General features: G+C 59.9%; 29 protein-coding genes and 1 tRNA gene. 19 read left to right on the top strand and 11 right to left on the bottom strand.

Annotated features, from left to right (window positions below):
* Positions 1 to 9 precede the first annotated feature (9 nt).
* On the top strand, positions 10 to 1,527 hold the full coding sequence (locus SYN9616_RS0113325; protein WP_028953538.1) for an NAD(P)/FAD-dependent oxidoreductase: 1,518 nt from the start codon (positions 10 to 12) through the stop codon (positions 1,525 to 1,527).
* Here SYN9616_RS0113325 and SYN9616_RS0113320 read toward each other — a convergent pair.
* Complete coding sequence (locus SYN9616_RS0113320) at positions 1,467 to 2,516, bottom strand: aspartate carbamoyltransferase catalytic subunit (protein WP_028953537.1); 1,050 nt, start codon at positions 2,514 to 2,516, stop codon at positions 1,467 to 1,469. The two genes, SYN9616_RS0113325 and SYN9616_RS0113320, sit on opposite strands and share 61 nt — an antisense overlap.
* The gene (locus SYN9616_RS0113315; protein WP_028953536.1) at positions 2,513 to 3,124 is read right to left on the bottom strand and encodes a DNA-3-methyladenine glycosylase; all 612 of its coding nucleotides are present in this window, start codon (positions 3,122 to 3,124) and stop codon (positions 2,513 to 2,515) included. Before SYN9616_RS0113315 ends, SYN9616_RS0113320 begins: the two co-directional genes overlap by 4 nt.
* Positions 3,125 to 3,183: 59 nt before the next feature.
* On the opposite strand from SYN9616_RS0113315, the gene SYN9616_RS0113310 reads away from it, so the two are divergent.
* From SYN9616_RS0113310 to SYN9616_RS0113290, 5 genes are all read left to right on the top strand, one after another.
* Positions 3,184 to 3,903, top strand: coding sequence for a queuosine precursor transporter (locus tag SYN9616_RS0113310; protein ID WP_051411049.1), 720 nt, complete (start codon positions 3,184 to 3,186; stop codon positions 3,901 to 3,903).
* Between the two features lie 54 nt (positions 3,904 to 3,957).
* Positions 3,958 to 4,101, top strand: a complete 144-nt coding sequence (locus tag SYN9616_RS17730) for a hypothetical protein (protein WP_198015188.1) — start codon at positions 3,958 to 3,960, stop codon at positions 4,099 to 4,101.
* Positions 4,102 to 4,145: 44 nt separating this feature from the next.
* Positions 4,146 to 4,934 carry a creatininase family protein gene (locus SYN9616_RS0113300; RefSeq protein WP_028953534.1) on the top strand — a complete coding sequence of 263 codons (789 nt, stop codon included), beginning with the start codon at positions 4,146 to 4,148 and terminating at the stop codon, positions 4,932 to 4,934.
* The gene (gatC, locus tag SYN9616_RS0113295; protein WP_028953533.1) at positions 4,931 to 5,227 is read left to right on the top strand and encodes an Asp-tRNA(Asn)/Glu-tRNA(Gln) amidotransferase subunit GatC; all 297 of its coding nucleotides are present in this window, start codon (positions 4,931 to 4,933) and stop codon (positions 5,225 to 5,227) included. The genes SYN9616_RS0113300 and gatC overlap by 4 nt, the downstream gene beginning before the upstream one ends.
* A gap of 168 nt (positions 5,228 to 5,395) precedes the next feature.
* Positions 5,396 to 6,301 (top strand): hypothetical protein, encoded by a 906-nt coding sequence (locus SYN9616_RS0113290; protein ID WP_156918830.1) that lies wholly within the window; start codon positions 5,396 to 5,398, stop codon positions 6,299 to 6,301.
* Here the strand turns inward: SYN9616_RS0113290 and crtR are convergent.
* Positions 6,298 to 7,320 (bottom strand): beta-carotene hydroxylase, encoded by a 1,023-nt coding sequence (gene crtR / locus SYN9616_RS0113285; protein ID WP_028953531.1) that lies wholly within the window; start codon positions 7,318 to 7,320, stop codon positions 6,298 to 6,300. The genes SYN9616_RS0113290 and crtR overlap by 4 nt on opposite strands.
* 55 nt (positions 7,321 to 7,375) lie before the next feature.
* A tRNA-Leu gene (locus SYN9616_RS0113280) sits at positions 7,376 to 7,457 on the bottom strand.
* A gap of 54 nt (positions 7,458 to 7,511) precedes the next feature.
* Between SYN9616_RS0113280 and SYN9616_RS0113275 the strand changes: the two genes are divergently transcribed.
* Positions 7,512 to 8,126, top strand: a complete 615-nt coding sequence (locus SYN9616_RS0113275) for a Ycf66 family protein (RefSeq protein WP_028953530.1) — start codon at positions 7,512 to 7,514, stop codon at positions 8,124 to 8,126.
* 27 nt (positions 8,127 to 8,153) lie between these two features.
* The gene (gene ileS / locus SYN9616_RS0113270; protein ID WP_028953529.1) at positions 8,154 to 11,075 is read left to right on the top strand and encodes an isoleucine--tRNA ligase; all 2,922 of its coding nucleotides are present in this window, start codon (positions 8,154 to 8,156) and stop codon (positions 11,073 to 11,075) included.
* Here ileS and SYN9616_RS0113265 read toward each other — a convergent pair.
* Both SYN9616_RS0113265 and SYN9616_RS0113260 read right to left on the bottom strand, forming a co-directional pair.
* Positions 11,060 to 11,359, bottom strand: a complete 300-nt coding sequence (locus SYN9616_RS0113265; RefSeq protein WP_037991052.1) for a hypothetical protein — start codon at positions 11,357 to 11,359, stop codon at positions 11,060 to 11,062. The two genes, ileS and SYN9616_RS0113265, sit on opposite strands and share 16 nt — an antisense overlap.
* 3 nt (positions 11,360 to 11,362) lie before the next feature.
* Entirely contained in the window at positions 11,363 to 11,974 is a 612-nt protein-coding gene (locus SYN9616_RS0113260; protein ID WP_028953527.1) for a DUF3177 family protein, read from the bottom strand.
* A 67-nt stretch (positions 11,975 to 12,041) separates the two neighbouring features.
* On the opposite strand from SYN9616_RS0113260, the gene SYN9616_RS0113255 reads away from it, so the two are divergent.
* From SYN9616_RS0113255 to SYN9616_RS0113240, 4 genes are read left to right on the top strand one after another with little or no spacing between them, the layout of a single operon-like run.
* Complete coding sequence (locus tag SYN9616_RS0113255) at positions 12,042 to 13,298, top strand: FIST N-terminal domain-containing protein (RefSeq protein WP_028953526.1); 1,257 nt, start codon at positions 12,042 to 12,044, stop codon at positions 13,296 to 13,298.
* Positions 13,299 to 13,309: 11 nt separating this feature from the next.
* Complete coding sequence (gene trmB, locus SYN9616_RS0113250) at positions 13,310 to 14,020, top strand: tRNA (guanosine(46)-N7)-methyltransferase TrmB (protein ID WP_028953525.1); 711 nt, start codon at positions 13,310 to 13,312, stop codon at positions 14,018 to 14,020.
* Between the two features lie 3 nt (positions 14,021 to 14,023).
* Positions 14,024 to 15,322, top strand: a complete 1,299-nt coding sequence (locus tag SYN9616_RS0113245) for an IctB family putative bicarbonate transporter (RefSeq protein ID WP_028953524.1) — start codon at positions 14,024 to 14,026, stop codon at positions 15,320 to 15,322.
* The gene (locus SYN9616_RS0113240) at positions 15,316 to 16,257 is read left to right on the top strand and encodes a BadF/BadG/BcrA/BcrD ATPase family protein (protein WP_028953523.1); all 942 of its coding nucleotides are present in this window, start codon (positions 15,316 to 15,318) and stop codon (positions 16,255 to 16,257) included. Before SYN9616_RS0113245 ends, SYN9616_RS0113240 begins: the two co-directional genes overlap by 7 nt.
* Here SYN9616_RS0113240 and glmM read toward each other — a convergent pair.
* Both glmM and SYN9616_RS0113230 read right to left on the bottom strand, forming a co-directional pair.
* On the bottom strand, positions 16,244 to 17,638 hold the full coding sequence (gene glmM / locus SYN9616_RS0113235) for a phosphoglucosamine mutase (RefSeq protein ID WP_028953522.1): 1,395 nt from the start codon (positions 17,636 to 17,638) through the stop codon (positions 16,244 to 16,246). The two genes, SYN9616_RS0113240 and glmM, sit on opposite strands and share 14 nt — an antisense overlap.
* A gap of 106 nt (positions 17,639 to 17,744) precedes the next feature.
* Positions 17,745 to 17,948 carry a hypothetical protein gene (locus tag SYN9616_RS0113230; protein WP_028953521.1) on the bottom strand — a complete coding sequence of 68 codons (204 nt, stop codon included), beginning with the start codon at positions 17,946 to 17,948 and terminating at the stop codon, positions 17,745 to 17,747.
* Between the two features lie 53 nt (positions 17,949 to 18,001).
* Here SYN9616_RS0113230 and SYN9616_RS0113225 point away from each other — a divergent pair, with 53 nt between their 5' ends.
* The gene (locus tag SYN9616_RS0113225) at positions 18,002 to 20,059 is read left to right on the top strand and encodes a lytic transglycosylase domain-containing protein (protein WP_028953520.1); all 2,058 of its coding nucleotides are present in this window, start codon (positions 18,002 to 18,004) and stop codon (positions 20,057 to 20,059) included.
* On the opposite strand, the gene SYN9616_RS0113220 is transcribed toward SYN9616_RS0113225, so the two are convergent.
* A complete protein-coding gene (locus tag SYN9616_RS0113220) occupies positions 20,027 to 20,512 on the bottom strand; it encodes a hypothetical protein (protein WP_028953519.1) in 486 nt (161 codons plus the stop codon). The genes SYN9616_RS0113225 and SYN9616_RS0113220 overlap by 33 nt on opposite strands.
* A 63-nt stretch (positions 20,513 to 20,575) precedes the next feature.
* Here SYN9616_RS0113220 and SYN9616_RS0113215 point away from each other — a divergent pair, with 63 nt between their 5' ends.
* From SYN9616_RS0113215 to SYN9616_RS0113200, 4 genes are read left to right on the top strand one after another with little or no spacing between them, the layout of a single operon-like run.
* Positions 20,576 to 21,130 (top strand): thioredoxin domain-containing protein, encoded by a 555-nt coding sequence (locus SYN9616_RS0113215; RefSeq protein ID WP_028953518.1) that lies wholly within the window; start codon positions 20,576 to 20,578, stop codon positions 21,128 to 21,130.
* Between the two features lie 56 nt (positions 21,131 to 21,186).
* Positions 21,187 to 21,909: an FAD-dependent thymidylate synthase gene (thyX, locus tag SYN9616_RS0113210; protein WP_028953517.1), complete on the top strand. Its 723-nt coding sequence runs from the start codon at positions 21,187 to 21,189 to the stop codon at positions 21,907 to 21,909.
* Positions 21,910 to 21,914: 5 nt separating this feature from the next.
* On the top strand, positions 21,915 to 22,289 hold the full coding sequence (locus tag SYN9616_RS0113205; protein ID WP_028953516.1) for a calcium-binding protein: 375 nt from the start codon (positions 21,915 to 21,917) through the stop codon (positions 22,287 to 22,289).
* Positions 22,279 to 22,593 carry a hypothetical protein gene (locus SYN9616_RS0113200; protein ID WP_028953515.1) on the top strand — a complete coding sequence of 105 codons (315 nt, stop codon included), beginning with the start codon at positions 22,279 to 22,281 and terminating at the stop codon, positions 22,591 to 22,593. Before SYN9616_RS0113205 ends, SYN9616_RS0113200 begins: the two co-directional genes overlap by 11 nt.
* Before the next feature lie 38 nt (positions 22,594 to 22,631).
* On the opposite strand, the gene dcd is transcribed toward SYN9616_RS0113200, so the two are convergent.
* Positions 22,632 to 23,225, bottom strand: coding sequence for a dCTP deaminase (dcd, locus tag SYN9616_RS0113195; RefSeq protein ID WP_028953514.1), 594 nt, complete (start codon positions 23,223 to 23,225; stop codon positions 22,632 to 22,634).
* Positions 23,225 to 23,827, bottom strand: coding sequence for a cob(I)yrinic acid a,c-diamide adenosyltransferase (locus SYN9616_RS0113190; RefSeq protein WP_028953513.1), 603 nt, complete (start codon positions 23,825 to 23,827; stop codon positions 23,225 to 23,227). The genes dcd and SYN9616_RS0113190 overlap by 1 nt, the downstream gene beginning before the upstream one ends.
* Positions 23,828 to 23,932: 105 nt before the next feature.
* On the opposite strand from SYN9616_RS0113190, the gene rph reads away from it, so the two are divergent.
* Together rph and ntcA are read left to right on the top strand one after the other, a co-directional pair.
* The gene (rph, locus tag SYN9616_RS0113185; RefSeq protein WP_028953512.1) at positions 23,933 to 24,670 is read left to right on the top strand and encodes a ribonuclease PH; all 738 of its coding nucleotides are present in this window, start codon (positions 23,933 to 23,935) and stop codon (positions 24,668 to 24,670) included.
* A 157-nt stretch (positions 24,671 to 24,827) separates the two neighbouring features.
* Positions 24,828 to 25,493, top strand: a complete 666-nt coding sequence (ntcA, locus tag SYN9616_RS0113180; protein WP_369791948.1) for a global nitrogen regulator NtcA — start codon at positions 24,828 to 24,830, stop codon at positions 25,491 to 25,493.
* The last annotated feature ends 10 nt before the right edge of the window (positions 25,494 to 25,503 follow it).

The raw sequence follows: 25,503 nt of genomic DNA, 5'->3' as shown, positions 1-25,503 counted from the left end.
GGACGCGCCATGGCCGGCGACCATTTCTTTCTTGAGCTCGAACCCCCTGAGGAACATCTGCGCAGTGCCCCCCACGTCGTCATCGTCGGAGGTGGTTTCGCTGGCGTTCATGCCTGCAAAGCGCTCAAGAATGTGAATGTCCGAATCAGCTTGATCGACAAACGCAATTTCAATCTCTTCCAACCGCTCCTTTATCAGGTTTCGACGGGCTTGGTCTCCCGCGGAGATGTCGCCACGCCCTTGCGTGAACTGGTTGGTACTCAGCGGAATGTGCAGGTGCTGCTGGGGGAAGTGACCCAGGTGAATCCGGAAGGCCAACAGATCGTCTTCAACGGCAAGGCTCTCAGCTACGACTACCTGGTGCTGGCCACCGGATCAGGCAGCACCTTCTTCGGCCATGAAGACTGGCGCACCTTCGCTCCGCCGATGAAGATTCTCGAGCACGCCGAGGAGATCCGCCGCCGGCTGCTGATGGCGATGGAGCAAGCCGAACAGACACCGGATCCAGAGGCGCGGGAATTTCTTCAAACCGTGGTGATCGTCGGTGCTGGACCTAGCGGCTGCGAAATGGCAGGAGCTGTGTCGGAACTGATGCGCTGGGCGATGGAGAACGCCTTCAAGCAGCTCGATCCGAACAAAACCCGGATCGTCATGGTCGATCCCGGCGACCGCGTGCTGCGGGCCATGCCGGAGATGCTTTCCAAGGCAGCTCTGAAATCCCTGCAGGACGACGGCGTCGAATTCCTGCCCAAGGGTCGCGTGCAGACCATGCGTCCCGGTGAGGTGATCGTCGGTACCCCGGATGGAGACGTTCGCATCCAGGCAGCCACGGTGATCTGGACAGCCGGTGTGCGTGCCTCCCATTTGGGCAAAAAACTCAGTGAAACCACTGGATGCGAGGTGGACCGGGGGGGTCGGGTGATTGTCGAGCCGGATTTCTCGATCCCAAACCACCCTGAGATCCGCATTGCAGGGGACCTCAGCAGCTACAGCCACACCAGCAATGGCAAACCTCTTCCCGGCATGGCTGCCCCCGCGAAGCAGGCGGGCACCTTCATCGGCAAGGACATCGCCGCCATCGTCGCTAATCGATCACGCCCGACCTTCAACTACTTCGATTTCGGCAGCATGGCGGTGCTGGATCGAGCCACGGCCATTGCTGATCTGCGTGGCCTGAAGTTTGCCGGAGGCATCGGCTGGCTGCTCTGGGCGTTTGTTCACCTGGTGCTGATACCCGGCTGGGAAAACCGCATTTCCCTGTCGATCAAATGGATCTTCGCTCTTTTCACACAACAGCGCGCCGCGATGCTGCTGACCGGCATGCCCAGCCAGCATCTCGCCATCGACGCGGCCGATGCACACTTCCCGATGAAGGCGGGAGAGGGTCCTTCGATCGCGTCTCCGGATGCTGCTCTCACCGCCGCGATGGACTACTACTCCCATCAACTGACGGGGTACCCAAAAACTCAGGAACTGCTCGAGACCAGCGAAGGCTCCGCTGCTGATTCAGCGGCAGCCATCAGATAGAGCAGCGCCATCCTGATGGGAACACCGTTGCGGACCTGCTCTTCCACAAGGCAGATCGAGGGATCGTCCAGCACATCACTGGCCATTTCCACGCCCCGGTTCACAGGGCCGGGGTGAAGCACGGGCACGCTCTTTCCGCAGAGCTTGAGGCGTTCCCGACTCAGGCCGTAGTCGCGGTGGTAGCGATACAGATCCGTGAGCCGCTGCTGGCTCATCCGTTCCTTCTGCAGCCGCAGGGTCATCACTGCATCGGCACCGGGGAGGGCCTGCTCCAGGCTTCTCTCAACGCTGATCTGCCCTCTGTTCAAGACGGGGTCTGAAGGCTGCCCTGGCGGAGGCGCATCCACGAAGTTCTCAAATGCCTGCGGCAACAAACTGGGAGGACCGCAGAGCACAACATCCGCACCACAAGCCGTGAGTGCCCAAAGATTGGAACGCGCCACCCGTGAATGCAGGATGTCTCCAACGATCACGACCCTTTTGCCCTGGAGAACATCCGGCGTTGGTTGGGCAGGATCAAACTGACGGGCAAGCGTGTAGAGATCAAGCAACCCCTGGCTGGGATGGCTGTGCAAGCCATCACCGCCATTGAGAATCACGGTGCGGTCTCCGGACTGCTCAAGTGCCGCCGCCAGTTGCTGAGGCACCCCTGTGGAACGATGCCGCACCACCAGCACATCAGCCCCCATGGCGACATAGGTGCGCGCCGTGTCGAGCACACTCTCCCCCTTGCTCAGGGAACTGCTGGACGGCGAAAAGCTCTGCACATCCGCAGACAAGCGTTTGGCGGCTAGCTCGAAGCTGCTGCGGGTTCTTGTGCTGGGCTCAAAGAACAACGTGGCCACGAGTCGTCCTTGCAACGCAGGCAAGCGACGGACGCCGGTGACGGGCAGAGAGCTGAAACGCTGGGCCAGTTCCAGCACGGCGACGAAGTCCTCTCTGGAGAAGGCCGCCAGATCAAGAATGTGGCGGTGATGCCAACCGCTCATCTCCCCTCCTGAGCGGATGGGGACCATGCGTCAATCCGCGCTGGCATGCGATCTCCCTTGGCGCGGCGGCTCACGCTGCGGCTGTTCTGGAGATACCAGCGCAGGGGCAGGTCTTCCCCCTTAGAGATACCGATCCTGGTTGTGGTCACAAGCGTGGGGCGGGCGAGGGACGCCGGCCAAGCAGCCAGCCACACGTCATTTTCACCGGTTAAGGCAAGGGTGTCATGGTGGCGATCCAATCCGAAACGACGCGCCAACAGCCCTGGGCCTGCTGCCGCCCTTTCTGGCTCATCCGGCAGTGCGACGGCTCGCAGCAACACTCCATTGGCCCAGTTGTCGCGATCCGTCACCACATTCACGCAGTGGTGGATGCCGTAACTGACATAGACATAAAAGCGCCCTGGCGGGCCAAACAGGGTTTCGTTTTGCGGTGAGCGTCGGCGGTAACCGTGGCAAGCGGGCTCATCCTGGGAATAGGCCTCCGTTTCCACAATCACGCCCCAGAACAGGCTTCCATCCGCTTGGCGTTTGACCAATCTGCAACCAATCAAGTCAGGTCCCACCACCTCCGCTGGGCGGGCGTAGAAGTCGAAAGGAATTGGTTTCATCCTGCTGACAGAGTGCCACCGTTTCGCCAGGCTTTGAGCAGCACGGAAGCTCCACCGCCATGAGCAGCAGCCTCCAGGCCCGGCGCGATGGCGTGTTCCTGGTGTTGGCAGGCCTGTTTCTCGGAACGCTCGGGATGCTCAACATCCTTGGCCTGACTCGCTTTCTGCAATTGGGCACCATCGGCAGCTGGCCGATCGTGGTAGCCGTCGGCGCTCTCCCATATCCGATCACCTTTTTATGCACCGATCTGATCAGTGAGCTCTGGGGGGAACAGAAAGCGAATCAGCTGGTGTGGGTGGGTCTTCTTCTCAATGGCTGGGTCCTGCTGATCCTTTGGCTGGGTGGACTGCTTCCAGCCATGCCGGGAAGCGACGAAACAACCTTCCGCAACATTCAGGCCCTGAGCTTCGGATCCATCGGAGCCTCGATGGTGGCTTATTTCACGGCCCAGTTCGTTGATGTGCGGCTGTTCCACTTCTGGAAACAGCTCACAGATGGCAAAGCGCTCTGGCTGCGCAACAACGGCTCCACTTTGGTGAGTCAGCTAGTGGACACCAGCGCTGTGGTGCTGATCAGCCATTTCGCCGCCCACGTGCTGCCCGTGAATCCGGACGAAGCCCTGCTGCCACAACTTGGGAGTTTCATCGCCGGGGGATATCTGTTCAAACTGTTGGCCGCTCTCGCCGACACCATGCCGTTCATCTGGCTCACGGCATGGTTACGGAGTTGGTTGGATGTCCCTGGAGAGGGCGCGGAATTGTCAACAGAGTCCCCTTGATGGGCTGCACGCTGGCTGCACTTCCGCCAAGCTGAAGAAACTATCGAGCACTGCATGGACGCCGCTCTCTCCGGCTTCAATCTGGGAACCGTGCTGCTTGGCAGCATCGTGCTGTTCCCGCTCGCCTGCCTGTTCTTCGGAACCCGAGGCGGTTACTACAACACCGACAAGTACGACGGGAACGGTACGGCCCACTGATCAAGGCCGAGCTGAGCGATCATCAAACCACTGCCAAGCCAGCGATGCCCGCTTCCTATCCAGGCCCCGCCGACAACGCCGAAGGCATCAGACTCGCCCTGCGCAGCTGGCCGGAAGTTGAGGCCTACCTCGAGCACTGCAAGGGCGTGATCATCCCGCTTGGATCCACCGAACAACACGGGCCCACCGGAGCCATCGGCACCGATGCTCTCACTGCGGAAGCCATAGCCCTGGAAGTCGGTCGGCGCACTGGAGTTCTGGTGACACCAGCCCAGGCCTTCGGCATGGCGGAACATCACCTGGGTTTCGCGGGCACCATGAGCCTTCAACCCGCCACCTTGCTGGCTGTGCTGCACGACCTCGTGCTGTCGTTGGCCCGACACGGTTTTGAGCGCGTGTTTGTGATCAATGGCCATGGCGGCAACATCGCCACCACCAGGGCAGCCTTTGCCCAGGCCCACGGCACCGCCGCCAGTCGAGACCTACCGGTGGCTTCGAAGCTGCGCTGCCGTCTCTCCAACTGGTTCATGGCCGGACCAGTGATGCGAGAAGCTCGCGACCTTTACGGCGATAAGGAAGGCCACCACGCCACCCCCAGCGAGATCGCCGTCACCCTGCAGCTGGAACCCACACTCGTCAGAAAGCAACGGCCTCTGCCGGATCCAGCACCTGCGGGGCCAATTCATGGTCCTGAGGATTTCCGGCGCCGTCATCCGGACGGGCGCATGGGCTCGCATCCCTCCCTCGCCACCGCAGAACAGGGTGCTTCCTTGATCAACACGGCCGCCTCGGCTCTGAGCGAGGATCTCTGCAGATTTTTAAGCGAAACATGAGCCGCATCTCTGCCGATGACGTTCGCAAGGTGGCGAAGCTGGCGCGACTGGACCTCGCGGACGACAAGATCGCGACATACACCAAGCAGCTTGAACCGATCCTGGATTACGTCAGTCAGCTCGAGGCCGTCGACACTACTGATGTGCCCCCCACCACGCGCGCTGTAGAAGTGGTGAACGTCACCCGCGAGGACGGCGTCACCCCGACCAATGTGCGCGAAGACATTCTCAATCAAGCTCCCCAACGGGAGCAGGATTTTTATCGCGTGCCAAAAATATTGGCAGACAAATAAATACCAATGTCGCTATTAAGACATTATAACAGGCCTGCAAGCGTTAGACTAAAATATACTCAAATGGGATAAATGTTAAAGCTTGATTTCTCGAGAGATCAGATCACTGAACTGTTCTCTGCCATGCTCACAGTGGCTCCAGATCGAACTAGCGAGCACCGGCCGAGCATGCATTTTGCGGCTGGCCTGAGAGACCATTTGTTTAAATCGCCAGGCATCAATCTAGAGACGCTCCCTGTTTCAACTCCCGAATTTTTTTCTCGGTCATTTTTTGAGCCGCACAAAGCAAAGATAGCCATTCAATTCCTAATTTTGATGCCCTATCTATCCGGCAGTCTCCATGATGACGATGTTGAAAGAGTGAATCAATATGCGGAAACAGTTGGCATTGAACCCAACTCGCTGCAGGATCTTAATAATATCGCTCACAGGAGAATCAAATTGGCGCTGATCGATTATGGGCGCCGTGCATCCAACGAGTTTCTTCCCGAAAAGGGGCTCCACAAAATCTGGGCCGTTGTTAAACAGGTTCACGGCTACATCGGCGATTCCGAACAGGCCGAAGATTTCGAGCAACTCGCAAACCTGGAGCAGGGAACTCTGGGCAAGGCCATTCACACGTTTTACCGCACAAGAGGTTTCAAATTCCCTGGCGAGCCCGGCAACCTCACAGAATCCGCGGTCCGTCACGACTGCGTGCATATTCTTTCCGGCACCAATACCGATATGGCAGGAGAGATTGCCGTTAGCGCCGTGGAATGCGGCATGGCCAGATCCGACGTCGGCTGGGAAATGATCACAGAGGTACTTCTTGACTTCCACCTCGGAATCGCCTGGACTCTCCCCAACGGAATCCAACCAGGCACAATGAATTTCGACCCTGATCTTTTCAGCGAGGCCCTGGCTATCGGCGCCAAAATCAATACTGATATCATCCACGATTGGAACTATTGGGATGACATCAAAACGCCTATTTCCGAGCTAAGGCAACGTTTCAATATTCAAGGAGTGAGCATTATTGATATGCCTGCACCAGGCGTTGATCCGATGGCAAAAACAACGTATTACGATTAACTCCTTCCACGCACCGGACTAACAGCTGTTCGCTGAAGCAACGAAATCCAGCCACGTTGCAAACGACGCCCTGGCAAAACTTTGGCAATGCGCCTCATCCGACTACGTCGTGACTTATGACTGCGCACCCCCACCAAAATGTCGTAAAGAAAATTGAAACCATCGGATCGCGTTTCAAAGATGCCGAGACGCTGCGGTGACCCTTTTGAGTCCAGAAGAGGTTTTGTTGCTTCGTAGGCAGGCTTGTACTCAAACCAGGGAATTGAAGGCCAGAGATGATGCACCAGGTGATAGTTCTGCCCCATAATCAACCAATTCATCAAACGTCCCGGGTAAACCCGGGCATTCCGCCAGCGACTTCGTGAGAGGAATGGGCGGTGAGGGAGATAGTCGAAAAACAAGCCCAGAGTGACGCCCACCATCAGGGCCGGCGCAAACCAACAATTGAAAATGAACGGCAAGAAATCAAAGCGTGCAGCGGCGAGAACAATCACGACAAAGACACTGCGCTCGAAGCCCCACTGCATCAACTCCCAGCGCTTCCAGAGCCGACGCTGAAAGAAAAACCACTCGTGGTAGAAAAATCGAGGGGCTATCAGCCAAAGAGGGCCGAATGTGCTGACGATGTGATCCGGATCATTCTTCGGATCATTCACATTGGCGTGGTGCTGAAGATGCACCCTTGTAAACACAGGAAAACTGAATCCCAGCAACAAGGCCGAGCCATGGCCCATCGCCTGGTTCAACCAACGATTGGGGTGCGCAGCGTTATGGCAGGCGTCGTGAATAACCGTTCCTTCTAGATGAAGAGCCAGAAAGCCCGTGATCAAAAGCAGGGGGAGGGGCCAACCGCCGACGAACCAGCCCCAGATGGTGACCCCGGCCAGGACATATCCCGCGATGAACAGGCCAACAGTCGGATTCCATGCATCCGGAGGATCAATGAAACCGCTCAAAACAGACCGCAGCGACTCCATCGCCAGACGCGGCTGCTGAGCCGATTCAGGTGCCTGGGTCATCTGGTCAGCAGCCAACTAGATCCGAAACAATCCTTTGCCAAGTTAGGGAAAGAGATGCCCACCGGGGGACTTGAACCCCCACAGCCTTAGCCACTGGTACCTAAAACCAGCGCGTCTACCAATTCCGCCAGGTGGGCACCGATCCGACTTTAGGGATCGGATCACAATGGAATCAATTGGTGGTGGTGGTAATGCTGGCGACTCTCAGCGGCGACGTCTGCCTGCTGTTCGGCTTGGCACTGCTATTGCTTCCCCTGCTGGCGGTGGAGCTGAGTCGTCCTCGCGATGGCGTTTGGGGGGCGGTGGTGCTGCTGCTCGGCCTTGTGCTGGTCACAAGCAGTGACCGCTTACGAGGTGCTCCCATGCTGGCCGTGCTCTGTGGGAGTTTGCTGATCAGCCGCCTGAGCGCGGAGGTGGGTCAATCCCGCTGGCGCGCTCTCGACGATGAGGAACGGCAGCGTCTGGGGTCTCCTGAGTACTGGCTGACAGGTCTCAAGCAGCTGGGCGCTGCAGCATCAAGCCTGAGCCATGGCCTGAGCGGAGCGGCCAAGCAACTCAAACCGGCGGCGAAGTCAGGGGTGTCAGGGAAGAAATGGGTGCGCCCTGAAACCACCGCCGACGGGGATCAGCTATCCACAGAAGCACCGGAAACGAGCTCAACCGCCGCGGAAACGCAGCCGCTGGACAGCGAGGAGAACGACCTTCCGGAGTCGAAGACAGTGGCTGAACCCCAAACCACGGCTGAACCGAAAGCAGTGGCAGAACCGAAAGCTGAGCCAGAAGCAGTGGCTGAGCCTGAAGACTGATAATCCCCAAGTCACATCAGGGCCCCTGTGAGCAAGGAGACGCGAGACGCTGCGGACCAACGTCCCTCCTACAAGGACACGCTCAACCTGCTGCAGACCGGCTTTGGCATGCGGGCCAATGCGATCAAGCGCGAGCCGGAACTGCAGGCGTTCTGGAATGACAACGGCATCGACCTCAGGCTGGGCCTGGAGAACGACGGAGAGATCTTCACGCTCCATGACGGCCCTCCCTACGCCAACGGGGCTCTGCACATGGGCCATGCCCTGAACAAGGTGCTCAAGGACGTGATCAACAAGTTCCAGGTCTTGCGTGGGCGTCGCGTGCGCTTCATCCCTGGCTGGGATTGCCACGGCTTACCGATCGAGCTGAAGGTGCTGCAGTCGATGGATGGCGATCAGCGCAAGGCACTCACACCCATCAAGCTGCGCAAGAAAGCCGCCGCCTATGCCCGCAAGCAGGTGGATGGCCAGATGAAAGGGTTCCAGCGCTGGGGGATCTGGGCCGACTGGAGCGAGCCGTATCTCACCCTGCAGAAGACCTACGAAGCCGCCCAGATCCGTGTGTTCGGGGAGATGGTGCTCAAAGGCCACATCTACAGGGGATTGAAGCCGGTGCATTGGAGTCCCAGCTCACGTACAGCGCTGGCGGAAGCGGAACTGGAGTACCCCGATGGGCACACCAGTCCGAGTGTTTACGCGGCCTTTGCGGCGGTTGAACTGCCGGATGGTTTGCGTGATGCCCTCAAGTCCCAAGGGGTCGAGCTGCCAGCCGAAAGAGCAGCGCTGGGACAGGCCCTGCAAGTCGCCATCTGGACAACCACACCCTGGACCCTGCCCGCCAACCTGGCCGTCTCGGTGAACGAGCGGCTGGATTACGCCCTCGCTGATGACGGCAGCGGTCGGCTGCTTCTGCTGGCTGCTGAGCTGATCGATTCACTCACCAAAACTCTGGACAGGCAACTCACCGTTCAAGCAACGGTGAAAGGAGCGCAACTGCAAGGTTTGATCTACCGCCACCCGCTGCTGGATCGCAGCAGTCCGGTGGTGATCGGTGGCGAGTACATCACCACCGAATCCGGCACAGGCCTCGTGCACACCGCTCCTGGCCACGGTGTCGATGACTTCCACACCGGCCAGAAGAACGGCCTGCCGGTGCTCTGCCCCGTGGATGAAACGGGCACCCTCACCGAAGAAGCCGGGCCGTTTGCCGGTTTGAACGTCCTCAAGGACGCCAACACGTCCATCATCGAAGCTCTGGATACCGCCGGTGCCCTGCTGAAGCAGGAGGCCTATGGCCACCGTTACCCCTACGACTGGCGCACCAAGAAACCAACCATTTTCCGCGCCACAGAACAGTGGTTCGCCTCAGTTGAAGGCTTCCGCCAGCAGGCACTGGATGCCATCGACCAGGTGGAGTGGACCCCCGCCTCAGGTCGCAACCGGATTGAGTCGATGGTGAAAGAGCGCGGCGACTGGTGCATCTCGCGTCAGCGCACCTGGGGTGTGCCGATCCCGGTGTTTTACAACCGCAGCAACGGCGAGGTGTTGCTCAATGCCGACACCCTGAAGCACATCGAAACCCTGATCGCCGAACACGGTGCTGACGTGTGGTGGGAAAACGACGAAGCGGATTTACTGCCACCGTCCTATGCCGACCAGGCCGATCAGTGGCGCAAGGGAACCGACACCATGGACGTGTGGTTCGACTCGGGCTCCAGCTGGGCAGCCGTCGCAAGCCAGCGCAATGACCTTCGCTATCCAGCCGACCTCTATCTAGAAGGGTCCGACCAACACCGCGGTTGGTTTCAGTCCTCGCTGCTCACCTCCGTTGCAGTTAACGGCCGAGCCCCCTACAAGCGAGTCCTCACCCATGGATTCGCCCTCGATGAAAAGGGCCGAAAGATGAGCAAATCGCTGGGCAACGTTGTTGACCCCATGGTGATCATCGAGGGAGGCAAGAACCAGAAGCAGGAGCCCGCCTATGGGGCCGATGTGTTGCGGCTGTGGGTGAGTTCCGTCGACTATTCAGCCGATGTTCCCATCGGTGCAGGCATCCTGCGTCAGCTCGCGGATGTGTACCGAAAGGTCCGCAACACCAGCCGTTATCTGCTCGGCAATCTGCACGACTTCCATCCGGTAACCGACGCCATTCCGGTTGCCGTGCTTCCCCTGCTCGATCGCTGGATGCTGGAGCGCACCGCCGAGGTGATGGATGAAATCACGGAAGCCTTTGAGAACGTCGAGTTCTTCCGGTTCTTCCAGTTGCTGCAGAACTACTGCGTCAGCGACCTCTCGAACTTCTACCTCGACATCCCCAAGGATCGTCTCTACGTCAGCGCACCAGCGGATCAACGACGACGCAGCTGCCAGACCGTCATGGCTCTGATCATTGAGCGTCTGGCTGGTCTGATCGCCCCGGTGCTCTGCCACATGGCCGAAGACATCTGGCAGAACCTGCCCTACCCCGTGGAGGAGGACTCCGTCTTCCAGCGCGGTTGGCCATCGGTTCCGGATGAGTGGCGCGACAACAGCCTTGTGGAACCCGTTCAGCAGCTACGACTGCTCAGGGCCTCGGTGAACAGAGTGATGGAGGGCTGCCGAAGCCGCCAGGAACTGGGTGCTTCGCTAGAAGCAGCGGTGCGGATCGACGCTCCTCAGCCAAAGCTTCAAGCCGCCCTGGACTGGCTGAGGGACCACGGTGATCGCGATGTGGATGGACTACGCGACTGGTTGCTGGTGTCCCAGCTGCAACTTGGGGGTGAACCCTGGGCGGAGGTCCTTGCCAGTGAGCAAGACGACAACGCCTTGATCGAAGTCGCCCGAGCTCGCGGCATCAAATGTGAGCGCTGCTGGCACTACGAAAGCGATGTCGGCCAACACATGGAGCATCCCCACCTCTGCGGCCGCTGTGTCGCCGTGTTGGAACGGCGCGTTCACCAGATGGCCTGATCCAACAACTGCTCAGGCGTCATCGGCCCCATCAACACCTTGACCTGCTCGGGCTGGAGCGGTCCCTCCAGCAGCTCAGCGTTGTCGAGCACAACCGGCATGAGCAGCACCGGTGCATCCGGATCGAACGATGTGGGGTGGGTGGTGCTGCTGCTGAAACCTCGGAAGATCAGTAATTCGCACGGTTCTGAGTCGACCGTGCCGGTTAGACGCACCACACGATTGGGACATTGACGGCTGCGCTCCTCCAGGGCCCGCAGCAGATCCGTCAGCGTTCTGGTCATCACTCAAAAACCGCCGGCCACACGTCCCTGTCGAGGCAAGCGCACCAGCAGCCACTGCAGAAGGCCGGCCAGATAGGCCACCAGTGCGACGTAACCGATGAAGGCGGCAACGCCCTCCGTCCACTGACCTCCGAAAACGAAGTCAAAAACTGTTTCCACCACGCTGTGAACCCCCCTGGGCGCCTCCAGCCACGCCTTGCATTCACTGGTTGTGCCCAGCTGCATGCAACCCAGAGCCGTGGCATTCATGGCGGCACTCAACAGGGCGAATCCACTCAGAGCCCATCGCCACAACCGCACGCTGAGAGGGAGTGGTCGCCACGGCGGCAGGTCCTCCAGCTCTTCGTTGAGGTCCACCCAAAACCAAACCGAGATGAGCATCAGCAGCGGAGCCAGCAGCGCTGTGAGATAGCCCAGAGGACGCTGATCGGTGAGCAGCAGCATGCTGATCCCCATCAGGCTCGCCACTTTCCAGTACAGGGAGAGCAAACGCACCACGGACGCCTCACGGCGCACGGAAGACCAGATCAGAAGAACCAACGGAAGTCCCAGCGCGAAGGTGGCCGCCAGTCGATAGGTCAACCAGACCAGCGCGCGATAGGACAGCTCGTTCACTCGGTCGGTACAAGTTGGCGTCATTATCAACGCCCTCTCTGCCATCGAGGTTGATAGGGTCCACGGCATGGCGTCGTTCTCCCCCCTCGACTGGTTCCGGGCGGCATCGGCGACGCCGACGTGTCGGACCGCCTTGTCCTCAAGACCATCCCTGGATGAAGCTGTCCAGGACGTTGTTGCCAGTCTGGGGCGCCACAGCGAAGCCGATCTGGCCCTGGTGTTTGCCTCCACCAGTTACGCCAGCGACCTGCCCCGTTTGCTGCCTCTGCTCCAGCAACGGCTGAAGGCCAAACACTGGCTTGGATGCGCCGGTGGTGGGGTGATCGGCACCACCGAAGGCGGGGTGGCATCCGAACTCGAGCAAACCCCGGCCCTGAGCGTATCGCTGCTCAAACTCCCCGGTGCCGAGATCCAGACGCGGGCCCTGACAACCGATGCCCTTCCCGATCTGGACGGGTCGGCACTGAGCTGGCAGGAATGGACAGGAATTGATCCAGGGCAGTGCCGCAGCCAAATCGTGCTGATCGATCCCACCAGTAGCGGGATCAACGATCTGATCAGCGGTCTGGACTACGCATACCCCACAGCAGTCCGCATCGGAGGGATTGCCGGACCACACAACGCTCCCCACGGATCACTGCTGATCGACGATGCCGTCACCACCGGTGCGGTGGTCTGCTCCATCGGAGGCGACTGGACCATGGAGGCTGTGGTGGCCCAGGGATGTCGTCCCATTGGTCCGGTGTTTGCCATTGAGCAAGTGCAACGCAATGTGCTGCTGGAACTGAGCGAGGGTGATCGCAAGGCCAGCCCAGTGGCCTGCCTGCAACGGGTGCTGGCGGATCTGAGCGAACAGGAGCGCGAGTTGGTTCGACACTCACTGTTCCTCGGCATCGAACGCCGTGAACTCAAACTCGGTCCCGACGGCACCAACACCGCTGAAGGGGCGTTTCTGGTTCGCAATCTGATCGGCGTGGATCCCAGCAATGGCGCCGTGGCCGTGGCTGAACGGGTCCGCCCCGGCCAGAACGTGCAGTTTCAGCTGCGGGAGGCCGACGCCTCTCGTCAGGAGGCCCTGCAACTGCTGCGCTCAGCGGCCAATCAGGCTGCTCCAGCTCAGTTCGGTTTGCTGATGGCCTGCCTCGGGCGCGGCAACGGCCTGTTCGGAGTCCCCAACGGTGATGTGTCCCTGGCCAGGCAGGTGATGCCGGAACTTCCGGTTGCCGGAGCCTTTTGCAATGGGGAAATCGGACCGGTTGGCGGAGCAACCCACCTGCATGGCTATACAGCCTGCTGGGGTCTGCTTCGGCACGACCCGTCCTGAACTCGGGAGCCTTGCGTCAGCACGTCAATCCGCTGAGTCGGTTCTTTCAGCTGCCGCTGCAGCTACCGCCACCCAGCGACCTGTTCGAGAAACCTCTGCAGCCGATCCATCTCGACATCGGCTGTGCCAGAGCCCGCTGCCTGCTCGGCCTGGCGCAATGCCAACCGCACTGGAACCATCTCGGCGTCGAAATTCGACGACCACTGGTGATCTCCGCAGACCGTGATGCCCTGGCCAGCGGTCTTGGCAACGTCCGCGTGCTGTTCTGCAACGCCAACATCAGCCTCGAGGGATGGATGGCAGCGCTGCCGCCCGATCAGATGCAACGGGTCTCGATCCAGTTTCCTGACCCGTGGTTCAAGCGGCGCCATCGCAAACGGCGGGTGCTGCAACCGGCTCTGCTGTTGGCCATCGCGGCTGCTCTGCAACCAGGACGTGAGTTTTTCATCCAGAGCGATGTACTGGAGGTGATCACACCGATGGTGACGCTCACCGAACTCTGCGGCTGTTTCAACCGGCCAGCCGCTGATGCAAGACCCTGGCGTGTCGACAATCCTCTGTCGGTGCCGACGGAACGGGAGCGCTTCACTTCAGAACAAGAACTTCCCGTGTACCGGGTGCTGTATCAGCGCAACCAGGCTGAGCTCCCGGAGTTGGCCGAGCTGGAAAGTCGCTGGCGGGAGATTGATAATCCCGCAGAAACCGTCAGCCCTGGACCCTGAGCAATGGCCGTTCCACTGCTGCTGCGCTGGCAGGGAGTGCTGCACCCAAAACCAGACGTCATCAAGCGTCTGGAGTGGCTCGCCGGAGGTCTCCTGACACTCCTGCTCGCCGGCCTCCCCTTCTTCACCCGAGCCGGGCTGACGCTGCTAATCGCCGCGACTGGCGCCCTGTGGCTGCTGTGGTCACTCGTCACCCCCCCCGCTCGGATCCGTCCAATCGGCGGCTGGTTGTTGCTTTTTCTCGGTATCGCCGCTCTTGCCACGGGCTTCTCGCCCGTTCCATTCGCCGCGGCCAAAGGATTGGTCAAGTTTCTTGGGTATCTCGGGGTCTATGCCCTGGCCAGCAAACTGCTGCTGAGCAACAGCCTCTGGTGGGATCGCTTGCTGGCTGGTCTGCTGTGCGGAGGCATGGGCAGCAGTGTTCTGGCCTTGCGGCAGCTATACAGCAACTCTGAAGAGCTGGCCCGCTGGGCCGATCCGAACTCGATCACTGAAGGAACAATCCGCATCTACGGTCCGCTCGGAAATCCGAATCTGCTGGCGGGTTATCTGCTGGCCTTGCTGCCCCTCGCTGCCATCGCCGTTCTGCGCTGGCAGGGCTGGGGAAAACGGTTGTTCGCCATCACCACACTGGGACTGGCTGGAAGTTCGATCGTTTTTACCTACAGCCGCGGTGGCTGGGTGGGGCTGATGGCTGGTTTCGCTGTGCTGATTCTGCTGTTGCTGCTGCGCAGCACACGTGAATGGCCAGCCCTGTGGCGGCGACTCGCTCCTTTGATGATCCTGCTGCTGGGGGCAGCCCTGCTCGCCATCGCCGTCACCAAAGTGGAACCGATCCGCACCCGCGTGAGCAGCCTGCTGGCGGGCCGAGGCGACAGCTCCAACAACTTCCGGATCAATGTCTGGCTGGCATCCATCGAGATGATCCAGGACCGTCCATGGATCGGCATCGGCCCAGGGAACAATGCGTTCAACAGCATTTATCCCCTGTACCAGCAGCCGAAGTTCAACGCCCTCAGCGCCTATTCAGTCCCCCTGGAAATCCTGGTGGAAACAGGCATCGCTGGGCTGATTGCGTGTGTGGGGCTGCTTCAGAGCAGCATTCGCTCGGGACTCAGGGGTCTGCGAATCAACGAGCCGGCCGCCGGCGCTGCCCTGGCGAGTCTGGCGGCGATCGCCGGTTTGATGGGGCAGGGCATTGCCGACACCATTTTCTTCCGACCAGAGGTGCAGATCATCGGTTGGTACTGCCTGGCGACGATGACGAGCCTGCCTTCCAAAGAGGAGGAGACCCCGTGCTGATCGCAGGATTCGATGCTGGTCAGACGGGCACCCGCTGCCGCATCAGCCGCAGCGAGGCTGGCCAGCTGCGGACTCTCGGCACGGGCGAAGGACCCGGTGTCTGCCATCTGGATGCTGAGCAGGGGGAACAACGATTCCGGGCCGCAGTTCACAACAGCCTTTCAGCGGCGCTTGTTTCCGCTGGATTGACTCGCGATCACCTGCAGGCTGCCGCCATTGGAGCGAGCGGCATCGAACAGGGATCCAAGCTGCAGAAGCGCGCTTCCGCCCTGCTGGCGGAGGAACTGGGACTACCCCAGACGCATGCTGTGGCAACTGGAGATGAACGCACCGCCCTACGCGGCGCCTTCCCGGACCGGGCTGGGATCGTGCTAATCAGCGGAACAGGAATGATCTGCGTGGGCCGTGACAGCTGCGGCAGGGAACATCGCAGTGCAGGCTGGGGCTGGTTGCTGGATGGCTCCGGCTCCGCCTTTGACATCGGCCATCAGGGCCTGCAGCTCAGCTTGCGCATGGCCGATGGCCGCCTCGCGGATCACCCTTTGCGTCAGCAGCTGTGGCAGGAACTGGGATGTGACAGCAGCGCCGCCATCAAGGCCTGCGTCGTCAAGCCAGGGTTCGGAGCCGCCGCGTTCGCCGCACTGGCACCAATGGTGGCCATGGCAGCAGCCGAAGGCCTGCAACCTGCTCAGCAGATCCTCGATCACTCAGCAGCCTCTCTCGCTGAGGCCTTGAAGGCTGTTGCCACAGCTCTAAACCTGGATCAACCGCATGTCGTTGGGCATGGTGGTGCCCTCACTCACCTACCCCTGTTCCAGAGGGCCGTGAACAAAGCTGTCGAGCAAGCCGTTCCGCAGGCAGCCTGGTGTGAACCGGACGGTGATGCCTGCGATGGAGCACTTCAGCTGGCTCTGGACAGGCTCAGGCCGCATTGAGGTGCTGATCGGCCAGGGATGCCAAGCGTGAGGTCCAGGTCTCCACATCCTGCGGATCGGCGGCTTCCACCATCACCCGCAGCAAAGGTTCTGTTCCGCTGGCCCTGACCAGCACACGGCCGCTTTCACCCATGGCATCCTCTGCGGTCCGCAACGCCTCCACGAGTTGGGTGCAGCTCGTCCAACCCTTGCGCCGGCTCCGGTCGGGAACCGTCACGTTCACCAATTTCTGTGGAAACGCCTCAAAGCTGCGATCAAACCAGTCACTCAGGGTGATTCCCTGATCGTGGCACAGGGTGGCCAGCTGCAGCGACGTGAGCAGACCGTCTCCACAGAGACCGTGTGAAGCGGCAAGGATGTGACCGGATTGCTCTCCTCCGAGAGCAGCGCCGCTTGACACCATCGCGGCATGAACGTGCTGGTCTCCAACGGGGGTGCGCTCAAGCACGCCGCCCCGTCGCTGCCAGGCTCGCTCGAAACCGAGGTTGGACATCACCGTCGCCACGAGCCTCTGGTCAGGGAGAGCCTGCTGCTCCTGGAGCACGGAGCCCCACAGAAACATCACATGATCGCCATCGACGACGCGTCCTCGGCCATCGACGGCCAACATGCGGTCGGCATCGCCGTCGAAGGCGAATCCCATCGCAGCACCGCGCTCGACAACAGCCTGACGAAGTGGCTCAAGTTGCGTGGAGCCGCATTTCACATTGATGCGCTGCCCATCGGGCTGTCCGTGCAGAACGGTCAGGTCTGCACCGAGAGCTTGAAAAACATCCGCTCCGCAGGCTGTGGCAGAACCCCAGCAGAGATCGAGAACGATGGGCACACCATCGAGGCGATGCTGACCGACCGACGCGATGAGGCAGTCCCGGTAGGAGGCCAACAGATCCGGGCGCTGGAACGATGAACCACAACTGAGATCAGACTGTCCAGGGGCTCCCAGATCGCCGCGCAGACCCTGCTCGATCAAGGCCTGATTCTCAGAATCAAGCTTGGCTCCATTGGAACCAAACACCTTGATTCCGTTGTCCTCCGGGGGGTTGTGGCTGGCGGACACCATCAACCCTCCTGAAGCCCCCAGCTGACGGATCAGCAGAGGCACCGCAGGGGTGGGGCAAAGGCCGAGAGTCCAAACCTCCCTGCCGGCCGCCGTGAGCCCAGCCGTCAAAGCTGAAGCCAGCATCGAGCCACTGCTGCGGGAATCCATCCCGATCAGGATCGGGCCCTCCTTCGGCAGGATCCGTCCACACCAGTACCCAATCTGAAGGCAGAGCGCAGGGGTGAGAACCTCACCAACCCTGCCCCGAATGCCATCGGTTCCAAACCCTGGAACAGCAGCCCCAAGCGAAGGGCCGATCGGAGACACAACTCCTTGAACCATGGGTCTCATTCGTGGACTGCAGCTTAAAAGCCTTGCCCCATCTAAAAAACAAGCAAGGGACAGGTCACGCTCTGCCCGTTCATCGGAGGCCGACCCAGGCGCCGGCTCATCGCCAACGATGGGGAAACCAACAGAGCCGGATCAGCTCAAGACCCGCCCAGGCGAAGAGCAGCACAACGATCCAGCCGGGCCATCCCTGCAGTGGCCACAACCAGCGCAGGCCCCAGACCAGCAAGGCGATGCTGACCAGCGCAAAGGTCCGCCAGCGTTGCCAGCGGCCTGGACGGGCCGCGGATCGATTGGACGACATCGCCGGCCCGATTGGCGGAGGACAATCAGAATGACAGCACTTCAGGCTGACAAGTGCCAGCTGGGTCTCGACTAGGAGCTGTGCTGTTGCTTGGGACCGCTGCCAGCGCCCTCACAGCGACATGGCTTGGTCAGCAGTGGGTGCGGCAGTGGTATCTGGAGCACACGGCATCAGCAACGACCGAAAGCGGACAGCTCTGGAGGAGTTATCGATGGTCGATCGATCCACAACAGCGCCGAGAGGCCGCTTTGCGGATGGCTGCCCGGGATCGTGATGACGCGATCGTGATCTCCAGGCTGCTGGCTGGCCAGGGCTGGGGGAACTCTCCACTCGCGGCTGTCTCTCTGGAACTTGCGGCGAAAACCGCCGAAGAGCTCGGGCAGCAGCAGCGAGCGACGGATCTCTGGCGCAGCCTTCTGAAACGCTTTCCAGAATCAGCGTCCTCAGCCTGGGCTCGACAGCGGCTTGGCGCCTCTGAGCCTGAGCTTCTCCTTGAACTTCTGAGGCTTCAACCACGCCATCCCGCAGCCCTCTCAGCTGCGGAAGCCATGGAACCGGAGCAGACAGAGGGCCATCGAGGGGCGCTTCATCTGGCCCGCTGGGGAACGAGCTGGCCGGGCGCGGCGGGTCGTTTTCGTGACGCCTGCGAAGACGAGGGCAACTGGTCTCCGGATGACGACGAGCGTCAACAACTGGCGCGTGGGCTGGCCCAGCTCGGAGATGCCGCAGCAGCTGAGAAATGCCTGCCGCAAGGCCAATCTGATCCTGATACAGCTCTGGCACTCGGCAGAACACTGCTGCGCGGCGATCGTGAACAACAGCGCCGTGGAGAACGGCAACTGATCAAGCTCACCAGACAACACCCGCAGCACCCGAACAGCCTCAAGGCCGCAGAACTGCTCAGCGACCCACTGATCCCCAAGGCGGAGCTTCTCAATGCGCTGCCAACCACACTGGCCGAGGCGTCCCCGGCCGTAGCGGCTGGTCGCGTCCGACTGGCGCAGGGGCAGGGCGCGGATTGGGTGATCGACCAATGGCCTGATGACCCTGCGATCTGGCAGCTGCAGTGGGATCTATCGCGAGATGCTCTGCTGGCCGGCCAGTGGGGGACTGCTCAGACCCTGTTATCCAAACTTTCCGAGGGAACGCTGCCCAGCCCCCTCGAAGGCCGACGACTGTTCTGGCTTGGTTTCAGCGCTGACCGACTGGGACAAATAGACAACGCCAGTGCCCATTGGCAGCAGCTGCTTGAGCAGCAACCAACCGGGTATTACAGCTGGCTTGCGGATCGGCGCCTTAACCAGACTCCGCTGCCGGACCTTCAACGACCGGACCTTCAACCGGAGCTAACCGACCTGCCCGGCCCAGCATCCATGGACGGGGATCCACTCAACAGTCCTGATCAGGTCGTGAACCAGCTCTGGGAACTCGGCCTTGTGGATCAGGCCTGGGACCACTGGCAGGCCCGCAGCGAGACGGGGCAGTTGCCGTCCTATCCGGAACAACTGGTCGAGGGCCGCTTAAGGATCGCCGTCGGAGAGCCATGGATGGGGTTGGACCAGTTATTCCGGCTCAGCCTGCGCTGGCGCCATCCAAATTGCCAGCAGGGAGAACGTCTGCAACGCAGCCAGTCTCCACGCCTGTTCAGTGGTCTGTTTCAGTCCGCTGCCAAGGACCAGAACGTGTCATTGAATCTGCTGTACGGCATCAGCAAACAGGAATCGCGCTTTACCCCCGACGTGCGTTCGGTCGTCGGTGCTGCCGGCCTGATGCAACTCATGCCGGCAACGGCCGCGGAGCTCGCGGGCCGACCACTCGAGATGGAAGAACTGGATGACCCAGAGCTGAACATCCGGCTTGGCGCTGCGTACCTCAAACAGTTGCTGAGGCAATGGCAGGGACACCCGTTGCTGGCCATCGCCAGCTACAACGCGGGGCCAGGCACAGTCGGCGGCTGGCGCAACGACGAGCTCAACACAGCCCCGGAACTCTGGGTGGAACGCATTCCTTATCCGGAAACCCGCTACTACACCAAAAAAGTGATGGACAACCTGCTGCGTTACGCGGACCGGCAGAGCTCAGGTGTCTGCGAACAGGACGGGGCTGGGTAGGAGGTATCCAACCAGCAGGCCACCGATCACCAGAGCGAACAACAGACATCCGGTGATCGCAGGCGGCGGGCAGACACCGATGCGACTGAGATCGAGGCGCGCCAGGAGAATCGAGGTGGCGATGATCAGGATGTCCGACAGCATGTTCAGCCGCAGCAAATAGATGCCGAGGGTGATCACCAGAAGCAGGGTGACCACCAGGCTGACGACACGACTGGACGCCATGAGCAGAGAGACCTGACGCATCAGCAGGTCCGGCATGGTGCAGATCACCACGACGGCCAGAACCTGTGTGACCTCCACGGTCCAGAAGAGCTCGGCACTGATGTTGCGTGTGTTCTCCAGATGCAGCTGAAGCAGGGTCCAGTGATTGCCCATCACAACAGCCACTCCAAACAGGAGCAGCAGCAGTGGTGCCCGAAGCGGCAGAACGAGAAACCGGAGAACGACCATGGCCGGACGCTAGCCGCATCCACCGATCAGGCCTGGCAGAGTGCTGGCATCGCAGTGCTTTTGATGACCGGCAGCACGCCACAGCCACTTCTGGGCCAGGCCCAGAAATTGCTTCTATTGGCCGTCGCTCTCGGCCTGGCCGTGACGCTTGTGGCCGTGCGTGGTGGATTCCAAAGTGAATCACCTCTTGAACAGCTGGCAGGGAGATCTCTGGAACCGGACGTCGCCCTGACCAACGGCCGCCCGACGGTGATCGAGTTTTATGCGGACTGGTGCCAGGCATGCCGGGCCATGGCACCCGCAATGCTCTCCCTGGAAAGGAGCACGCAAGGCAAGTTGGACGTTGTGATGGTGAATGTCGACAACCCGCGCTGGCAGGACCTCGTGGACCGCTACGACGTCAACGGCATTCCGCAACTTGATCTGTTCGGCCCCGATGGCACACCACGCGGTCGCTCGATCGGCCTTAGGCAGCCAGAGGATCTCAAAGCCATCAGCGAAGCCTTGATCCTGGACAAAGCTCTCCCTGGTCTGCAGGGCATGGGCAGTGTCAGCCCAGTTCGTAGCAGTGATCTGGCAACAACCGGAACGACCACCGGCCCTCGAAGCCACGGCTGACGAGCGTGGCCGGCTCCTGGCCGCCATGATCACGGCAGAGACGTATCGGCAACTCCATGGATCGTTTCCGGGTCGATCTGATCGCTGCAACTCCCAATCCCCAGCAGTGCGTCTATGCCGCCATGCACCAGGACTACAGCGAGGGATTTGTCGCCGGAGATCGTGAGAACTGGCCCGATGAGCAGCGAGCTGGAGAGATCTGCATCAAGCGACTTTTATCTGGAGAGCGGGGCCACTACGGTCCTCTTGAACATGCCCAAATCGTGTTGAACGTTGGCTGGTTTCCCCACTCGGTGATGCAACAGGCCCGCACCCACAGGGTGGGCGTCAGCTTCGATGTGCAATCGATGCGTTACACCGGCGAGCGCATCTGCCGAGCCGCCGATGGAAACCTCGACCTGGAAGAGGTGTTCTATCTGCGGCCGATTGGCGACTACCGAGACCGGCAAGGCAAAAAATATGCCTACACAGATGACCAAAGACAGCTGGATCTGAAGCACTGCCAGGCAGCCGCCGAGCGTTACCGCGATCTGCTGCAAGCGGGTTTTGCCGAGGAGCATGCCCGGGGCATCCTGCCGTTCGATTACCGCCAGCACTTTGTGGTGAGTTTCAGCCTGAGGGCGTTTCTGCACTTCATGGATCTGAGGGCAAAGCTCGATGCCCAGCTGGAGATTCGTCAGCTCTGTGATCTGATGTGGCCGCACTTGCTGAGCTGGTCACCTGAATTTGCGGCCTGGTACGAGAAGAGTCGTCTGCACCGGGCTCGGCTGGCGCCTTAACCGGTTTGCTCAAACCAAGCCTCAATGGTGACGGCAAAGACAGACTCGAAGGCAATGCTGGCGCCGATCGCTTCTACTTCTCTGGTGACGAGCCCTTCGCCAAGAGCAAAGCCGATCAAGTGGTGGACTTCGACACCAAAGAAGGCGATCAAATCATCATTGCAGATCAGATTTTCTTTAATCCAATTATCACCAACTCCGTCCTTCAAGAACTCGGCGGAAACCCGGATGTTGGCGTTGCAGACTCCAAAAAGGACCTCAACAAGATTGCCAAAGAAGATCACGATTTTGTCTACTACAAGCCAAAGGGAGAGCTTTACATCGACACCAATGATTCTGAGACGGGCTTTGTCGACAAGAACAGCAACGATGAACGATGACCCATTAATCGCGAATCTCGATAAAAAAGAAACACTGACAAGTCAATCGCTTGAGAATCTTGTTGACACTCTTGAAGAGGAGAAAGATTATGAGCCCGATATCGCTATCGCAACCAACAAAAAAGAATTTAAAAAGGCATCAGCCGAGGGGATTGATCTTATTTATTTCGAGCCCAAGGGAGATGTTTATGTAGATGGGAACGGAAACTCAAAAGGATTTTGCAATAAAAACCAAGGAGGAATCATTGCCGATCTACCGAACAGCACACCTTTGAGTGAAGACAATATTTTGGTCGGCGAATAACACACAGTCCCTTTCAATCAAACGCGATTGGAGGGGGTTCAAACCCTGGCCAGTGTGACCTTTTCAGGTTGATGCTGATATTTGCCAGCGCGGTCGCTGTACGTGGTGTCGCAGGGATCACCTTCGAAGAACAGCAACTGACAGATGCCTTCACTGGCATAAATACGGCAATCAGCGCCAGAACTGTTACTGAATTCGAGAGTGAGGTGCCCTTCCCAGCTGGCTTCAGCCGGGGTGGTATTCACAATGATTCCAAGCCGTGCATAGGTGCTCTTCCCGAGACAGATCACTGTGATGTTGGGAGGAACCCGCAGCTTCTCCAGTGCCACTCCAAGGCCATAGGAGTGAGCCGGAAGGATGAAGTAGCTGCCATCCTCGTCCTCATGCAGAGGGGTCGGCTCAAGGTTGGCCGGATTGAAGCGCTTTGGGTTCATCACAGTGCCGGGGACGTGCCGGAAAATCATGAACTCCTGCGGTGAAAGCCTGAGGTCGTAGCCGTAGGAGGAGCAGCCAAAGCTGAGAACGGGACGCTCACGATTTTCGGGATCGAGATGACGCACCAAACCCTTTTGAAAGGGAGTGATCATTCCTTCAGCAGCTTGCTCAGTGATCCAGCGATCGCATTTCAGCATCAGAAACCTCGTCGCAATTCAGTGACCTGATCCGCCATCGACATCACGCTGGCTGGGATGGCGGGCCCAGTGATGATCACATCCATCGAACCAGGCCGCTGCTTCAGGGAGTCGACCAACTCCTGTTCATCGAGGTAACCCAGTGCCACAGCAAGACCCAGTTCATCAAGCACCAGTTGGTCGAGATCGCCTTGCATCAAGTGATGACGACAGTCGTTCCAGACGGCTTCCACCGCAGGCCTGGCCTGCTCGACACCGGCTTCAGATAGGCAGGCCTGAACGTCAGGCCGCAACCAGGCCAAACCACCGCAGAGATTGACGCAGCCGCCAGGCCCCTGCTGTACTCCGCCCTTGAGAAATTGCGCAATCAGAACACGACTGCCGAGCCCAGCTGCACGCATCGCCTGACTGAACACCGTTGAAAAGCTGCCCCGATACGGAGCGGTGTGCACCTGCAGCTGACCTTCAGGCTCAACAAGATGCAGGGGCACCCTCGAGGGAACCGTCGCCAGAGGCAGCAAAGCGGCTTGTTCTCTTGCCAGAGAGCTCTGGCTTGGAAGCTCCGCTGATGGGGTGCGCGTGGATTTCAGGCTGGCGGTCATCGAGGTGATGGTCAACCGGATACCCGGGAAGACCTTGAATGTAGCGGCGAGATCACAAGGATCAAGCCCATTGACACCACCTGTGGTGTGCTGTCGAATCATTCCATGAGTGATCACCCTGCTTCTCGCCGAGACGGCCGCAACATCAACGACTTGAGACCCTTCAGCGTCAGCTGGAATCCCATGGGATTTGCGCTCAGCTCGCTGATCGTTCAGACGGGGCAGACGTCGGTGCTTTGCAGCGTCTGTCTTGAGGACAAGGTGCCCCGCTGGCGTATGGGAGAGGGACTGGGATGGGTTTCCGCTGAGTACCGGCTTCTGCCTGGCTCCACTCCTGAGCGCCAGCCGAGAGAACTCATGAAGCTGTCGGGTCGCACCCAGGAAATCCAGCGTCTGATCGCTCGAAGTCTTCGTGCCGTTGTGGACATGCAGGCCCTTGGCGAGCGCAGCCTGTTGATTGACTGCGATGTGATTCAGGCGGATGCCGGCACCAGAACAGCGGCCATCACCGGAGCCTGGCTGGCACTGCGTCAAGCCACGGATGCTCTGCTCCAACAGGGCCTGCTGGAACGCGATCCATTGATCAACCAGGTGGCAGCTGTATCAGTCGGTCTTGTCGACGGGAGAGGCCTGCTCGACCTTGATTACAGCGAGGACAGTCGGGCTGAGGTGGATCTAAATGTGGTGATGGCATCTGACGGGCGGCTGCTTGAAATTCAGGGCACAGCCGAACGAGCTCCGTTCAGCCGGGGGCAACTCAATCAGCTCCTGGATCTTGCTGAACCCGGCTTACAGCAGCTGTTCACCGCCCAGAGGCAGGCCTACGCCGATGTCAGAACCTGATGAGCCTGGAGCGCGGCCGGGAAATAGTAATGACTGTTACAGGATGAACCTTCGTCGATCCTTAGCTTCCTGATAGTCAGCACGGGACAGCGGCGAAACCATGAATGCAGCCAGCAGTGGTTTCACCCGTTACTCCCCAACCGTGCCCCCTTCGACAATGGGGTCCCAGGCTCCATCGAGCCGTTCACTGCTTGATGTGATCCGCGATCTCGACGGTGCCAGCAGCGAACTGGTGGAACGCAATAAAACGATTTTTTTTCCTGGCGATCCAGCAGAACGGGTATATCTGATCCGCCGTGGTGCGGTGCGCTTGTCTCGCGTTTATGAGTCCGGAGAAGAGATCACCGTGGCCTTGCTTCGGGAAAACAGTCTGTTCGGGGTGCTCTCACTGCTGACGGGACACCGGTCCGACCGCTTTTATCACGCTGTTGCCTTTACCCGCGTTGAGATGGTGACGGCGCCGGCCGCATCCGTTCGCACTGCAATCGAGGCAGACACCGCCGTTGGCCTGCGACTGCTACAAGGCCTTTCCAGTCGGATTCTTCAGACGGAAACGATGATTGAAACACTCACGCACCGGGACATGTCCTCCCGTTTGGTGAGTTTTCTGCTAGTGCTCTGCCGTGATTTCGGCGTGCCCGATGACATGGGCATCACGATCGATCTGCGCCTCTCCCACCAGGCGATCGCCGAAGCGATCGGATCAACCCGCGTCACAATCACCCGCCTGCTGGGAGACTTGCGCCAATCCGGATTGGTGCAGATTGATCGCAAGAAGATCACAGTGCTGGATCCAATCGCTCTGGCCAAGCGGTTCAGCTGAACCGTTCATG

The organism is Synechococcus sp. CC9616 (assembly GCF_000515235.1).
Classification (GTDB): Bacteria; Cyanobacteriota; Cyanobacteriia; order PCC-6307; family Cyanobiaceae; genus Parasynechococcus.
Note: the sequence above shows the minus strand (reverse complement) of the source record. Positions and strands in the feature narration are given on the sequence as shown.